Origin of the sequence: Sphingomonas sp. Xoc002 (assembly GCF_050408055.1) — a bacterium.
In the GTDB taxonomy this organism is placed as follows: domain Bacteria; phylum Pseudomonadota; class Alphaproteobacteria; order Sphingomonadales; family Sphingomonadaceae; genus Sphingomonas; species Sphingomonas yabuuchiae.
The window spans coordinates 2,619,334-2,633,634 of sequence record NZ_CP191175.1 but is presented as its reverse complement, the minus strand read 5'-3'; the positions used below and the strand labels follow the sequence as shown (position 1 = coordinate 2,633,634).

At 68.6% G+C, this 14,301-nt stretch carries 12 protein-coding genes; 10 read left to right on the top strand and 2 right to left on the bottom strand.

All coding sequences use genetic code 11. The features are described from left to right. Position 1: 1 nt before the first annotated feature. From ACQR50_RS11910 to ACQR50_RS11865, 10 genes are read left to right on the top strand one after another with little or no spacing between them, the layout of a single operon-like run. Positions 2-646 (top strand): XrtA/PEP-CTERM system exopolysaccharide export protein, encoded by a 645-nt coding sequence (locus tag ACQR50_RS11910; protein WP_056434045.1) that lies wholly within the window; start codon positions 2-4, stop codon positions 644-646. A 12-nt stretch (positions 647-658) separates the two neighbouring features. Then, positions 659-2,170 (top strand): XrtA system polysaccharide chain length determinant, encoded by a 1,512-nt coding sequence (locus ACQR50_RS11905; RefSeq protein WP_056434043.1) that lies wholly within the window; start codon positions 659-661, stop codon positions 2,168-2,170. Positions 2,171-2,178: 8 nt separating this feature from the next. After that, entirely contained in the window at positions 2,179-3,300 is a 1,122-nt protein-coding gene (locus ACQR50_RS11900) for an AAA family ATPase (RefSeq protein ID WP_428968480.1), read from the top strand. After that, positions 3,297-5,027, top strand: coding sequence for a hypothetical protein (locus tag ACQR50_RS11895; RefSeq protein ID WP_428968479.1), 1,731 nt, complete (start codon positions 3,297-3,299; stop codon positions 5,025-5,027). Before ACQR50_RS11900 ends, ACQR50_RS11895 begins: the two co-directional genes overlap by 4 nt. Before the next feature lie 19 nt (positions 5,028-5,046). Continuing rightward, positions 5,047-6,369, top strand: coding sequence for an ExeA family protein (locus ACQR50_RS11890; protein WP_428970695.1), 1,323 nt, complete (start codon positions 5,047-5,049; stop codon positions 6,367-6,369). Beyond that, on the top strand, positions 6,359-7,228 hold the full coding sequence (locus ACQR50_RS11885; RefSeq protein WP_428968478.1) for an XrtA system polysaccharide deacetylase: 870 nt from the start codon (positions 6,359-6,361) through the stop codon (positions 7,226-7,228). The genes ACQR50_RS11890 and ACQR50_RS11885 overlap by 11 nt, the downstream gene beginning before the upstream one ends. Then, complete coding sequence (locus ACQR50_RS11880; RefSeq protein WP_428968477.1) at positions 7,225-8,262, top strand: FemAB family XrtA/PEP-CTERM system-associated protein; 1,038 nt, start codon at positions 7,225-7,227, stop codon at positions 8,260-8,262. The genes ACQR50_RS11885 and ACQR50_RS11880 overlap by 4 nt, the downstream gene beginning before the upstream one ends. Further along, positions 8,259-9,419 carry a TIGR03087 family PEP-CTERM/XrtA system glycosyltransferase gene (locus ACQR50_RS11875; RefSeq protein WP_428968476.1) on the top strand — a complete coding sequence of 387 codons (1,161 nt, stop codon included), beginning with the start codon at positions 8,259-8,261 and terminating at the stop codon, positions 9,417-9,419. Before ACQR50_RS11880 ends, ACQR50_RS11875 begins: the two co-directional genes overlap by 4 nt. An 11-nt stretch (positions 9,420-9,430) precedes the next feature. Further along, positions 9,431-10,939 (top strand): exosortase A, encoded by a 1,509-nt coding sequence (gene xrtA, locus ACQR50_RS11870; RefSeq protein WP_428968475.1) that lies wholly within the window; start codon positions 9,431-9,433, stop codon positions 10,937-10,939. Positions 10,940-10,945: 6 nt separating this feature from the next. Further along, complete coding sequence (locus tag ACQR50_RS11865; RefSeq protein ID WP_428968474.1) at positions 10,946-12,832, top strand: XrtA/PEP-CTERM system amidotransferase; 1,887 nt, start codon at positions 10,946-10,948, stop codon at positions 12,830-12,832. 222 nt (positions 12,833-13,054) lie between these two features. Here the strand turns inward: ACQR50_RS11865 and ACQR50_RS11860 are convergent, their stop codons facing one another. Together ACQR50_RS11860 and ACQR50_RS11855 are read right to left on the bottom strand one after the other, a co-directional pair. Further along, a complete protein-coding gene (locus ACQR50_RS11860; protein ID WP_428968473.1) occupies positions 13,055-13,219 on the bottom strand; it encodes a hypothetical protein in 165 nt (54 codons plus the stop codon). After that, the gene (locus tag ACQR50_RS11855; RefSeq protein WP_428968472.1) at positions 13,219-14,088 is read right to left on the bottom strand and encodes a threonine ammonia-lyase; all 870 of its coding nucleotides are present in this window, start codon (positions 14,086-14,088) and stop codon (positions 13,219-13,221) included. The genes ACQR50_RS11860 and ACQR50_RS11855 overlap by 1 nt, the downstream gene beginning before the upstream one ends. Between the last annotated feature and the right edge of the window lie 213 nt (positions 14,089-14,301).

Below are 14,301 nucleotides of genomic sequence, written 5' to 3'. Positions count from 1 at the left end.
CATTCGCATGGCATCGTTCGCCCGCCCCCTCTTGATCGCAGGCCTTTGCGCCTCGACGCTGACCGCCTGTTCGACGGCGGGGACCAAGACCGAGCTGCCCTCGGCCGGTTATGTCGCGCGCAAGGAACAGCCGGGCGAGGAATATGTCATCGGCCCGCTGGATACCCTGAACATCTTCGTGTGGCGCAACCCGGACCTGTCGACCAAGGTGCAGGTGCGCCCCGACGGCCGCATCACCACGCCGCTGGTCAACGACATGCCCGCCGTCGGCAAGACGCCCGCCATGTTGCAGGACGACCTGAAAAAGGCGCTGTCCGAATATGTCTCCAACCCGATCGTGTCGGTGATCGTTGAGAATTTCTCGGGCACCTACAGCCAGCAGGTGCGGATCGTCGGCGCGACCGAGCGGCCCGCCTCCATCCCCTACCGCGCCAATATGACGCTGCTCGACGCGATGATCGCGGTGGGCGGGCTGAACCAGTTCGCGGCGGGCAACAAGGCCAAGCTGGTGCGCACCGACCGCGAGACCGGCAAGCAGCGCGAATATGCGCTTCAGATCAACGATCTGCTCCGCAAGGGGGATTCGACGGCGAATGTCCGGCTGGAGCCGGGCGACGTCATCATCATCCCCGAATCGATGTTCTGAGGCAGCGGGCGCGTGTCGAGTATTCAGGACGAGATCCGGATCGCCCTCCATGCGATATGGATACGCCGCTGGCTGGCGCTGGCGGTGGCATGGGCGGTATGCATATTGGGGTGGCTGTTCGTCGCCCAGATTCCCAGCAAATATGAATCCCGCGCGCGCATCGCGGTCCAGAATTCGCAAATCCTGCCCGACGGCATGTCGACCGGGCCGAACAGCCAGATGGATTCGGTCGACCGGGTCCGTCAGACGCTGATTTCGGCGATTAACCTGCAAAAGGTCGTGCGCGGCACCGATCTGGCCAGCACGGTGTCGAGCGACGCCGATGTCGCCGCGCGGGTCGCCCAGCTGGCGCAGTCGATCAAGATCGAGAACCAGCAGGACACCATCTTCCAGCTGACTGTCACCCAGTCCAGCCCCAAGCTGGCGCAGCAGGTCGCGCAGAAGCTGATCGACATCTTCGTCGAGTCGAACCTGCTCGGCGATCGCAACACCACCAATCAGAGCCTGACCTTCCTCGACAAGCAGTTGAGCGAACGCCAGAAACAGCTCCAGATCGCCGAGGCCAAGCGCGCCCAGTATCTGAACCAGTTCGCGGGCGGCCTGCCGGGCAGCGGATCGGTCGCCGACCGGATCGGCCTGGCCCGTTCGCAGATGGCGCAGGTCGACAGCGATCTGGCGGCGGCGCAGTCCAGTTTTGCGGCGGTTCAGGGCCAGTTGGCCGGCACCCCGCGCACGGTCAGCGAAGGCGGCGGCGCGGCGGTCGGCCCGGCGCGGGCGCGGCTGGCGACGCTTCAGGGCCAGCTCGCCGATGCCCGCGCGCGCGGCTATACCGAAAACCATCCGGACGTGATCGCGCTACGCAACCAGCTGGCCGCCGCACAGGCCGCGGCCAAGGCCGAGCCCGCCGGGGGCGTGGCGGGGGGGCAGCCCAATCCGCTCTACATGTCGCTCCAGTCGATGGCGGCGGAGAAACAGTCGCAGCTCGCCAGCCTGAAAATCCGCAAGAGCCAGTTGCAGAACGACCTCGACCGGCTGAACGCCAGCCTGGCGACCGATCCCGAGGCGGCCGCTGCGCAAGGTGCGATCGACCGCGATTATCAAGTTCTGAAAGACAGTTACGACCAGTTGTTGCGGCAGCGTGAGCAGGTGGCCCTGCGCGGTCAGGCGCAGAACCAGACCGACTCGATGCGGTTCAGCGTGATCGATCCGCCGACCTATCCGCGCGCACCGAGCGCACCCAATCGCCTGCTGCTCCTGACCGGAGTCTTCGCCGCCGGGCTGGGTCTGGGCGTGGGTTCGGCCTTTGCCCTGTCGAAGCTGCGTCAGACCTTCACCACCCCGCAATCGCTTCAGCGGACGATGGGCATGCCGGTGATCGGCGCGATCGGCGAGGTCGTGACGCGCGGCCAGGCGACGGCGCGGGCGCAGCGGCTGAAACTGTTCCTCGGCGGGACGGCGGCGCTGGGCGCGGCCTATGGGCTGGTCCTGGTTATCGAGCTATTGCAGCGGGGAATGGCCGCGTGAACGAAAACGTGAAACCCACTAGACCCCGCCGGGAACCGTCGCTGCTCGAACGCGCGGCGAACGTCTATGATTTCCAGTCCTATGTGCGTGTGCCCGGGGTGCGTGACGTGCCCGACGCGCCCGCGCCCGCGCCCACACCGCTGGCCGAGGAACCGGAACGGACGCCGCCCGCCCCGCCGGTCGAGGCCCCGCCGATCGACGCCCTGCCAGTCGACGCCTCTCCAATCGACGCTGCGCCGCCGGGCCCGGTGGCTTATGACGACCCCGAGCCGCCCTTCGTCGATCATCCCCCGTTCGATCCCTCGCTGAGCGGCATTCCAGCGGAATTCCTTGCACAGCCGGGCGACGACGAGTTTCTGGCGACCGAATATAGTCCGGGCTTTTCCGACGTCGCGATGGTCGACCGCGCGATGCTGGCGGAAAACGGCATGATCGTGCCCGGCGCGCCGATCGGCCCGCTGGCCGAGGAGTTCCGGCTGGTCAAGCGCCAGCTGATCATCACCAGCCAGCGGCTGGTCGAGGGCGGCGACGAGGACAAGGCGCGGGTCGTGCTGGTCTGCTCGGCCCGGCCGCAGGACGGCAAGACCTTCTGCTCGGTGAACCTCGCCCTGTCGCTGGCGGCGGAGCGCGATACCGAGGTGTTGCTGATCGACGCCGATGTCGCCAAGCCCGATGTGCTGGGGCGGCTGGGCCTGAACGAAGGGCCGGGGCTGCTCGATGCGGTGGTCGATGGCAGCATCGATGTCGAATCGCTGGTGATGCGCACCGACGTGCCGCATCTGGCGGTGCTGCCCTGCGGCACCCGGACCGCCAACGATACCGAGTTGCTCGCCTCGGCCCGTACCCGCGCGGTCGTGCAGCGGCTGTTGTCGGCCAATCCCCGCCGTCTGGTGATCTTCGACTCGCCGCCCGTGCTGGCGGCGTCCCCCGCCTCGGTGCTGGCGATGCTGGCCGGGCAGGTGATGATGGTCGTCCGCGCGGACCGTACGCCCGAAAGCGAAGTCACCGCCGCGGTCGCGCTGCTCGATGCGTGCGACCATATCCAGCTGGTGCTGAACAGCGTCGCCTTCGTGCCGGGCAGCCGCCGGTTCGGCTATTACGGCAAATATGGCAAGGACGGCGCGCCGTGACGGTGACGCGGCCCGTCCTTGTCGGTCTGGTCTGGGTGCTGGCCGCCTGGCCGAGTGCGCTTTTTGCACAGGCTCAGGGCGTGCCGGTCGCGGGTGGTGCCGCATCCACGGCGCAAGGCGATGGCTCTACCGAGCCGTCCGCCGCCGATCGGGGCGACAATGGGCGCGGGGCGCGTGCCAATGTGCCGCAGCGTCGCCGCGCGCATCTGGCCCCTTATGTCGAGGTCGGGCAGGGCCTGGTTGCCGATCTGACACGCGGCGATGCCGTTACCTATACGACGCTGGCGGCGGGCGTGAATGCCGAGGTGCAGACCGCGCGGGCGCAGGGGCAGGTCAGCTATCGCTACGAACACCGTATCGGCTGGGGCGACCGGGCCATCGGCGGGGATATCCATAGCGGGCTGGCGAGGGGCTCCTATGCCGTCACGCCCGATTTGCGGCTGGAGGCCGGGGCGCTGGCGACACGGACGCGCGCCGACATTCGCGGCGAGGCGCCCGGCGTGCTGGTCGGCAATATCGCCAACATCTCGCAAATCTATTCGGTCTTCGCCGGGCCTTCGCTGACCACGCGGGCGGGGCCGGTGCAGATCGGCGCGAATTACCGGCTGGGCTATACCCGTGCCGAGACGCCGGGTCTGGGCAGCGTGGCGGCAGATCAGCCCCGGCTCGACTATTTCCGCGACAGTTTGAACCACGTCGCCACCGTCAGCGCCACGGCACGGCCCGGATCGATCGCGCCGGTCGGCCTGTCTGCCAACGCCGCCTATGAGCGCGACGATGCCGGGCAACTTTCGCAGCGTTACGAGGGCTGGTTCGTGCGCGGCGACGTGCTGAAGCCGATTTCGCCCTATGTCGCGCTGACCGCCGGTGTCGGTTACGAGCGGATCGAATCGAGCCAGCGCGATCCCGAGGTGGATGCCGCCGGACGCCCGCTGGTCGACAGCCAGGGCCGCTTCATCACCAATCCCACGGGGCCGCGCCGGATCGCCTATCGCACGGACGGCGTCTATTACGACGCGGGCGTGATCTGGCGGCCCGATCGCCGTACCTCGGTCGAAGCGCATGTCGGCGAGCGTTACGGCTCGCTCAGCGTCACCGGCATGGCGCGCTATCAGGCGGCACGCGACATCGTGTTCCAGGCGGCGGTGTATGACGGCATCCAGACCTTTGGCCGCCAGCTGCGCAACGGGCTGTCCAACCTGCCGACCAATTTCGTCGAGACGCGCGACGTATTTGCGCAGCAGTTCAACGGCTGCACCTTTTCGGCGGGGGGGGCGTCGCCGGGCGGGTGCCTGAACGACGCGCTGCAATCGGTGCAGACCGCCGTCTATCGCGCGCGCGGTCTGGACATGGCGGTGTCCTATCAGCGGGGACGCTCCACGCTGGGGGCGGGGCTGGGCTATACCAGCCGACGCCTGTTCGCGCCGGACGGGGCTCCGGGCCTGATCGTCTCGGGCGTGGAGGACGACAGCTATTACGGCCAGATTTTCCTCGGCCGCGCCTTCGGTCCCAATTCGGGGCTTAACGTGAATGGCTTCGTTAACTATTACGTCTCTAGGTTGGCGGGGGCCGAGGACGTGGTATCGCTGGGGTCGACCGCCAGCTATTACCGCAACTTCGGTCGGCTCGGAACAACCGCGTCGGTTGGATTGTACCACTTCCAGGTCGGCGACCTGTCCAGTGCCCTGTCGGCACAGGCCCTGATCGCCGCACGGTATCAATTCTGACCGGCCGAAAGGCACGATGATGTACGAGACCCATTTCGGTCTGGGCGAACGCCCGTTTCAACTGACGCCGGACCCGCGTTTCTGGTTCCAGACGGCGACCCATGGCAAGGCGATGGCCTATCTGGGCTATGGGCTGGCGCAGGGTGAGGGCTTTATCGTCATCACCGGCGATGTCGGTGCGGGCAAGACCACGCTGGTCGGCCATCTGGTCGAAACGCTGGATACCAAGCGCCTGCGCGTCCTGCACATCGTGTCCACCGCCGTCGAGCCGCAGGACCTGTTGCGCGTCGTGGCCGGGCAACTGGGCGTCGATGCGCAGGGGCTGACCAAGGCCGCGTTGCTTGCCGCGATCGAACGCGCGCTGAACGGCGTGGCGCGCGAGGGCCGCCGCATCCTGCTGATCGTCGACGAGGCGCAGGCACTGCCGCTCGCCTCGCTCGAAGAACTCCGCATGCTGTCGAACTTCCAGGCGGGCGGCCATGCGCTGCTCCAGATCCTGCTGGTCGGGCAGCCCGAATTTCGCGAGCGCCTGCTGGGCTCGGCCGCCGTCGAGCAGCTGCGCCAGCGCGTCATCGCCATCCATCACCTCGACCCGATGGAGCCCGAGGAAGTTCCCGATTACATCGCGCACCGCCTGGCGGTCGCGGGCTGGACAGGCCGTCCCGATTTCGCCGCCGACGCCTTCGACGCGCTGTACGATGCCTCGGGCGGGGTTCCGCGCCGGTTGAACGTGCTGGCGGGCCGTGTCCTGCTGCAGGCCGCGATCGAGGGTGTCGAGCTGATCGGCCGACAGACGGTCGAGAGCGTCGCCGCCGATATGGCCGCCGATATGGGCGCAGGGCGCGAGGCCCCGATGCCGATCGCGCCGGAGCCTGAGCCCGTGACCCCGATCTTAGACAGCACGGCGCGCTTGGGCGATCCGCTATTCTCGGCGGGCACGCTGCGCACCGGGCTGGGCCTGAACGGTCATGCGACGGTCGCCCCGACGCGGCCCGATCCGATCACCCGCGTGATGCCCGAAAGCCAGCCGGCCCCGCGCAGCACGCACCGCGTCGTCGCCCCGCCGCCTGCACCCGAGCCGGTTTCGCTGCGGCCGATGCCCGCCCCCGCCGCGCCGCCGCCCGCTGCGGCGGAGGAGCCGGTGCCCGCGGCCAAGCCCTCGACCGATGCCGCGCTGGAAAGCCGCATCGCGCAACTCGAAGCGCGGCTGGAGCAGCAGGAGGCGGCGCTGCGCCGCGTCCTGACCTTGCTGGTCGACTGGTCCGAGATCGACAATCGCGGCGAGGACCGTCGCGAAGCCGGAGCAACGATCCGACCGGGAGCCTGGGGCCATGCCGCCTGAGGTCGGTGCAAAATCCTTGCCGCTCAACGGCATGTCGGTCGATGTCGAGGAATGGTTTCAGGTCGGCGCGTTCGAGCGCACGATCGACAAGGCCGACTGGGACCGGCTGGACAGCCGGGTCGAGGCCAATACCGACGCCGTCCTGTCGCTGTTCGCCGAGACGGGCACGCGCGCGACCTTCTTCACGCTCGGCTGGGTGGCGCACCGCCATCCCGGGCTGATCCGCCGCATCGTGGCGGCGGGGCATGAAATGGCCAGCCATGGCTGGGACCATCAGCGCGTCTTCACCATGACCGCCGACCAGTTCCGCGCCGATCTGGCCCGCGCCAAGGCGGCGATCGAGGATGCGGGCGGGCAGGCCGTCACCGGATACCGCGCCCCGAGCTTCTCGATCGATACGCGTACCCCCTGGGCGCATCCCGTGCTGGCCGAGGCGGGGTATCTGTATTCCTCCAGCGTCGCGCCGCTGCGCCATGACCATTATGGCTGGGCGGAGTCGCCGCGCTATGCTTGGTGGCCGCTGGCGGACTCCGGGCTGATCGAGCTGCCGGTGACGGTGGCGCAGTGGGGCAGCAGGCGGCTGGCGACCGGCGGCGGCTTTTTCCGGATGCTGCCCGCCAAGCTGACTGATATCGCGGTCGGGCAGGTCAATCGCGACCGCCACGGCGCGATCTTCTATTTCCACCCCTGGGAGGTCGATCCGGACCAGCCCCGCGTCGCCCATGCGCCGCTGCGCTCGCGTGTGCGTCACTACAGCCGTCTGAGCGCGATGGCGGGCAAGTTGCGCGGGCTGCTCGGCCGTCACGACTGGGGGCGCGTCGATCAGGTCGCGGCCGAGGAAGCGGCGCGGCTGGCATGACCGCGCTTCCGCCGACGATCCGCGTCGCCGATCTGGCGAGCGAGGCGGCGTGCGCGCGGATCGATGCCTTTGTGGGCGCACAGGCGGAGGGGACGCCCTTTCACCTGACCGGCTGGGTAAAGGCGGGGGCGAAGGGCTGCGGCCAGACGGCGCATTATCTGGTGGCCGAAGGGGCTGACGGTGCGATCGTCGGTGTGCTGCCGCTGAGCGAAATTCGCTCGCCCCTGTTCGGCGCCGCGATGGTGTCGACCGGCTTCGGCGTCGATGGCGGCGTGCTTGGCGAGGGTGTCGAGGCGCTGGCCGAGGCCGCCTGGGTCCTCGCGGGGGATAAGGGCATCGAGTCGGTCGAACTGCGCGGCGGTCCGGTGCCGGACGGCTGGACGGCGGATGCGGACAGCTATCTGGGCTTCGTCCGTCCCATTGCGTCGGATGACGAGGCCGAGATGAAGGCCATCCCCCGCAAGCAGCGGGCCGAGCTTCGCAAGGCGCTGGCGCAGGATCTGGAGGTCGTTACCGGCCGTGATCCCCGGATGCTCGCCGAACATTACCGCGTCTATGCCGAATCGGTCCGCAATCTCGGCACCCCCGTCTTCCCGGCGAAGCTGTTCCGCGAGGCGGTGGCGCGGCTCGACGCCGATGTGCTGACCGTGCGCCATGAAGGCCGGGCGGTGGCGAGCGTGCTCAACCTCTATCATGGCGGCACCGTCTATCCCTATTGGGGCGGCGGAACGCAGGCGGCGCGGGGGCTGCGCGCCAACGACCTGATGTATTTCGCGCTGATGCGCCACGCCCGGCAGCGCGGCTGCCACAGCTTCGACTTCGGCCGGTCGAAGGTCGGGACGGGGGCGGCGGCGTTCAAGAAGAACTGGGGGTTCGAGGGGCAACCGCTGATCTATGCCAGCCGCAGCGTCCATGGCCCGCGCGCGATCAACCCGCTCAACCCCAAATATGCGCTGATGATCGCGGTGTGGAAGCGCTTGCCGGTCCGTGTCGCGCAGATCGTCGGGCCGCCGATCGCGCGGGGTCTGGGTTGAAGGACCTGCTGTTCCTCGCGCACCGCGCGCCCTTTCCGCCCGATCGCGGCGACAAGATCCGCAGCTATCATGTGCTGCGCCATCTGGCGCGCGACTGGCGCGTCCATCTCTGTGCCTTTGCCGAGCAGGCGGGGGAAGAGGAACTGCCGCCCGAACTCCGCGCCGAACTCGCCAGCCATCATATCCTGCGCCGGACCAAGCCGATGCCGGTGGCGGCGGTGCAGGCGCTGGGGACCGGCAAACCCATCTCGCTGACCGCCTTCGCCCATCCCGGCATGATGCGCGCGGTGGCGGACGTACGGGCGCGGCACCCTATTGTCGCGACCTATATCTTCTCCGGTCAGATGGCCCAGTATCGCGGGGACGAGCCGACGATCATGGACATGGTCGATGTCGACTCCGCCAAATTTGCCAGCCTCGCCAAGTCGGCCAAGCCGGGGATGCGGTCCGTTCTGAAGCGCGAGGGCCGTCTGCTCGGCCGCTACGAACGCCAAGTTGCGCAATCCGTCGCCGCGACCCTGTTCGTCAGCGAGGCGGAGGCCGCGCTGTTCCGTTCCGGCGGGGGGCAGGGGAATGTCCTTGCGGTCGAGAACGGCATCGACGCCAACCATTATGGCCCCGCCACTATCGACGCCAGGGCGTCTGACGGCCCGCTGATCGTCTTCACCGGGCAGATGGATTACCGCCCTAATATCGACGCGGTGACACGCTTTGCCGAGCATATCCTGCCGTTGGTCCGTGCGGCCTGCCCGGCGGCGCGTTTCGCCATTGTCGGCCGCGCGCCGACCCCGGCAGTGCGGCGGCTGGCGAGCGAGGCGGTGATCGTGACCGGCGAAGTGCCCGACACCCGTATCTGGCTGGCCCGCGCCGCCGTCTGCGTCGCCCCGCTCGATCTGGCGCGCGGGATTCAGAACAAGCTTCTGGAGGCGATGGCCATGGCTCGGCCGATCGTCGCGTCCGTGGCGGCGGCGGAGGGGATCGACCATGGCGGCACGATCGCGGTGGCGGGCGACGACCGCGACTTTGCCGAACGGGTCATCGCCGCGCTGAACGGCCCCACCGACAATCCGGCGGCGCGCGCGCAGGTGCTGGCACGCTATGACTGGACGGCGCGGCTGGCGCCGCTCGACCGATTGCTGGGGGCCATGGCCGCGTGACCTCCGGGGACATGGCCAAAGCGGGGGAAGGGGCGAGGCCGGGGCGCTGGACCTATCCCCTGGCGCTGCTGGCCGGGACGGCGCTGGCCCTGTTGCTGCTGTTCCGCGCCGATGTCGCGCATCTGGTCGACATCTGGTGGACCAGCACGACCTATGGCCATTGCCTGTTCATCGGACCGGTCGTCGGCTGGCTGATCTGGCAGCGGCGCGCCGAACTGGCGCAACTGACCCCGGCCGCCTGGTGGCCGGGGCTGTTCGTGGTCGCGGGCGGCGGGCTGTTATGGCTGCTGGGCGAGTCGGCCACGGTCGCGCTGGTCCGCCAATTGGGGCTGGTCGCGATGCTGGAGGGCGCGGTCCTGACCCTGCTCGGCCCGATGGTGGCGCGGGGCATGTTGTTCCCGCTCGCCTATGCCTGGTTCCTGGTGCCGTTCGGCGCCGAGCTGGAAAAGCCGCTCCAGCAGATCACCGTGTCGATCGTGATGCCGCTGCTCGACTGGAGCGGCATTCCCGCCTCGGCCGACGGGGTGCTGATCCATGCTGGGCGCTATTGGTTCGAGGTGGCGGAGGCCTGTTCGGGATCGAAGTTCGTCCTGGCCATGGTCGCCTTTGCCGCTTTGGTCGCCAATCTGTGTTTCCGCTCGCCCTGGCGGCGGGCGGTCTTCATGATCGTGTCGCTGATCGTGCCGGTCCTTGCCAATGGCGTGCGCGCCTGGGGGACGATCTTCGCCGCCGACAGGACCTCGATCGAGGTGGCGGGCGGGGTCGATCATATCATTTTTGGCTGGGTGTTCTTTGCGATCGTCATGGCGGGGGTGCTGGCGATCGGGTGGCAATTCTTCGACCGTTCGCCCGACGATGCGGCCTTCGACCCGGCACGGCTGTCGGCCATGCCCCGCCACCGTATCGACCCGCTGCTCGCCGCGCTGCTGGCGGTGGCGATCGCGGCGGTCTTTCCCAGCTGGAGCGGTTTTGCCGGATCGCGCGCGGCGGTGCTGCCCGCCGGCATGACCTTGCCCGATATGCCCGGCTGGACCCCGGCGCAGCAGGGGACACCGTGGAGCCCCTATTATCCGGGCGCCGATGCGGTGCTGTTGCGCAGCTATCGCGACGGGCAGGGGCATCAGGTCGATCTGGCGGTCGGCGTCTTCTCCCGCCAGCGCGAGGGCGGCAAGCTGGGCGCGTTCGGGACGGGCGTGCTGCACGAGGATGATCGCTGGATCCGCGTTGCCGATCTGGGCCGGATCGCGGGCGGCGACGCCATGCGCCTGACCACGACGGGGCCGACCGGCCAGTCGGTCGAGCGCGACGTTGCGACATGGTACCGGATCGGCGATAGGCTGACCCCGGATATGCGGCGCGTGAAACTGGAAACGATGAAGGCCCGGCTGCTGGGTCAACGCCAGACGGCGGTGGCGGTGCATGTGTCGAGCGAGGGCGACGATCCGCGCGCGATTGAGGCGTTCGTCCGCGCGCTGGGCCCGGTCGACGGCTTTGCCGACCGCCTGACGGGACGGCGCTGAACCCCCATGTGCGGTATCGCCGGTCTTTTCCATCCCGCCACGCCCAAGCCGGTCGATCCCGCCCGGCTGCGGGCGATGATCGGCGCACAGGCGCATCGCGGGCCGGATGGGCAGGGGATCTGGACCGCGCCCGGCGTCGGCTTTGCCCATGCCCGGTTGTCGATCATTGACGTGGCGGGATCGCCCCAACCGATGGTGGATGGCGAGGTCGCGGTCTGCTTCAACGGCGAAATCTATAATTACCGCGAGTTGCGCGAGGAATTGCGCGCGAAGGGCGCCGTGTTCCACACCGATGGCGATACCGAGGTGCTGCTGCACGGCTGGCGACACTGGGGTCCGTCGATGCTCGACCGGCTGGTCGGCATGTTCGCCTTCGCCGTGCACGACGCAAAGGCGGGGGCGCTGTTCCTGGCGCGCGACCGGCTGGGGGTGAAGCCGCTCCACTGGGCCGAACTGCCCGATGGCGCGGTCGCCTTCGCCTCGGAGATGAAGGGGGTGCTGGCGCATCCGCTGTTCCGCCGTCGTCCCGATATCCGCGCGGTCGAGGATTATCTGGCCTTTGGCTATGTGCCCGACGATGCCAGCATCGTGGCAGGCGTCCACAAGCTGCCAGCCGGGCATTTCCTGCTGATCGAGCGTGGTCGCGCCATCCCCCGGCCGCGCCAATGGTGGGACGTCGATTTCTCCAACCGCGAAAGCGGATCGGCGGCGCAACTGGGCGAGGGGCTGCTGGCCCGGATGCGCGAGGGGGTGGTCAGCCGCATGGTCGCCGATGTGCCGCTGGGCGCGTTCCTGTCGGGCGGCGTCGACAGCTCGGGCGTGGTTGCGCTGATGGCGGAGGCGTCCCCGCGCGCCGTGCGCACCTGCACCATCGGTTTCGACGAGGCGGGCCTGGACGAGCGCAGCCATGCCCGCATCATCGCCCAGCGCTTCGCCACCGACCATGCCGAGCGGGTCGTCCAGCCGGACGATTTCGCGCTGATCGACACGCTGGTCGCGCAGTTCGACGAGCCCTTTGCCGATGCCTCGGCACTGGCCACCTATCGGCTGTGCGAGATGGCGCGGCAGCATGTCACGGTGGCGCTGGCGGGGGACGGCGCTGACGAGATGCTGATGGGCTATCGCCGCCACATCTTCCACGCGGGCGAGGAGCGGGTGCGCGGCCTGTTCCCGGCGGAGTTTCGCCGCAACGTGTTCGGGACGCTGGGCCGCCTCTACCCCAAGGCCGATTGGGCCCCGCGTCCCCTGCGGGCCAAGACGACGTTGCAGGCCCTGGGGATGGACGGTGCGGAGGCCTATGCCCGCGCGGTCGGCGTAACGGGGCCGGAGGCGCGCGCGCGGCTGTTCTCCGCCGAGGCGAAGGCGGCGCTCGGCGGACACCGGGCAGAGGATCGCTATATCGCCGCGATGCGCGACGCGCCCGCACGCGACGCGATGGACCGGGTGCAATATGCCGATATGAAGATCTGGCTGCCCGGCGATATCCTGACCAAGACGGATCGCATGTCGATGGCGGTCGGGCTGGAAGCGCGTGAGCCGCTGCTCGATCACCGGCTGGTCGAATATGCCGCGCGCCTGCCCGTCTCGATGCGGTTGCGGGGCGGGCAGGGCAAATGGCTGATGAAGAAGGTGCTGGAACCTTATCTGCCGCGTGACATCCTCTACCGGCCCAAGATGGGCTTCGTAACGCCGATCAGCGCCTGGTTCCGCGGCGCGCTGGCGGACGAGGCGGCGCGGTTGGAGAAATCGGGGTTGCTGCGCGAGACCGGCTGGTTCGACCTGAACGAACTGGGGCTGCTGGCGGCGGATCACCGCGCGGGGCGTGCGGAACATGGCCGGACGCTGTGGCAGATGCTGATGCTGGAGCGCAGCCTAGCACGGCTGTTCGCTTAATTCCTCTTTGGCACGGGGAGGGCGCGGCGTTTTGACCTGCGGCGTTTTTCAACTCGATGGACTTTTACTCCATTCCTCCCCTTGTAGGGGAGGTGGCAGGGCGAAGCCCTGACGGAGGGGTATCCCGCTCTCGATAGGGTTACACCCCTCCACCAGCTTCGCTGGTCCCCCTCCCCATGCAGGGGAGGAACAGGTCACATCTCCGTCCGATGGTGTTCGATCTCACATCGTCCAGATCAGCACATTCCCGACCAGCACCACCGCCATCACCAGCATCAGCACACCCTTGCGCCGATCCCCGCGCCGGATGGTCACGACACCGCCTGCCACACAGGCGAAGGCGGCGATCATCGCCAGCCCCGGCGCGGCATTCGCGATACCCTCCATCAGCCCGCCAGAATGCGCGCATAGGCCGCACGGTCGACATTGCCGCCCGACAGCAGGACCAGCATCCCGTCGGCCGCCGTCACCTTGCCCGCCAGCAGCGCGGCCAGCGCCACCGCGCCGCCCGGCTCGACCACCAGCCGCAGCCGCTCGGCCGCGAAACGTTGTGCCGCCGCGACCTCGGCTTCGCTGACCACGACGCCCTCCGCGCCCCGCCGGGCCAGCACTTCGAAGGTCAGCGGCGACACGCGTGTCGTCTGGAGCGAGTCGCACGCGGTCGGCGGCGGGTTGTCACCGACAGGCTCGATCCACCCGGCCTCTAGCGAGCGCCGCATATCGTCCCAGCCTTCGGGCTCGACCACCGTGATCCGCGCCTCGGGCAGGGCCAGCGTCAGTCCCGCCGCCAGCCCGCCGCCGCCACAGGGCGACACGACATGGACGGGCGAGGGCAGGCCCAGCGCGGCCATCTGCGCCGCCGCCTCGATGCCCGCCGAGCCCTGTCCCTCGATCACCCAGGGATCGTCGAAGCTGGGCACCAGCGTCGCGCCCCGCGCCTCTGCCAGGCGACGGGCGATCTTCTCGCGGCTTTCGGTCGCCCGGTCGTAATCGACGATCTCCGCGCCCAGCGCCAACGTGCCTTCGCGCTTCGACGCGGGCGCGTCGGCGGGCATCACGATCGTCGCCGCGATCCCCAGCCGCCGCGCGGCCCAGGCGATTCCCTGCGCGTGGTTGCCGGAGGAGAAAGCGACGACGCCCCGCGCCCGCGAATCCCCGTCCAAGGCGGTTAACCGGTGCCACGCGCCGCGCAGCTTGAACGCGCCGACAGGTTGCAGGTTTTCCGCCTTGAAAACCACCGTCTTCCCTTTGATCATAAAGGGAAATATTGGTGATGGGGGCAGGATGCGGGCGATCTTTTCTGCGGCGTCGCGGACCCCTGCTTTTGTCGGTTGTCTTAAGATTGTCACTTTTTATCTCCGACGGGCTTTCTACCGCTTTACATTCGAAAACGCCGACCCTATTTCGCGCCTCCGCTGCCCCATGGGACTTCCAACCGCAAGGCAGCTTTTTGTCACCGTATGCCGTCC

Bases quoted from the DNA above. Each gene is read 5' to 3' on its own strand.
- ACQR50_RS11855 (WP_428968472.1), bottom strand. From the start codon at position 14,088: ATGATCAAAGGGAAGACGGTGGTTTTCAAGGCGGAAAACCTGCAACCT.
- xrtA (WP_428968475.1), top strand. From the start codon at position 9,431: ATGGCCAAAGCGGGGGAAGGGGCGAGGCCGGGGCGCTGGACCTATCCC.
- ACQR50_RS11860 (WP_428968473.1), bottom strand. From the start codon at position 13,219: ATGGAGGGTATCGCGAATGCCGCGCCGGGGCTGGCGATGATCGCCGCC.
- ACQR50_RS11885 (WP_428968478.1), top strand. From the start codon at position 6,359: ATGCCGCCTGAGGTCGGTGCAAAATCCTTGCCGCTCAACGGCATGTCG.
- ACQR50_RS11880 (WP_428968477.1), top strand. From the start codon at position 7,225: ATGACCGCGCTTCCGCCGACGATCCGCGTCGCCGATCTGGCGAGCGAG.
- ACQR50_RS11890 (WP_428970695.1), top strand. From the start codon at position 5,047: ATGTACGAGACCCATTTCGGTCTGGGCGAACGCCCGTTTCAACTGACG.
- ACQR50_RS11865 (WP_428968474.1), top strand. From the start codon at position 10,946: ATGTGCGGTATCGCCGGTCTTTTCCATCCCGCCACGCCCAAGCCGGTC.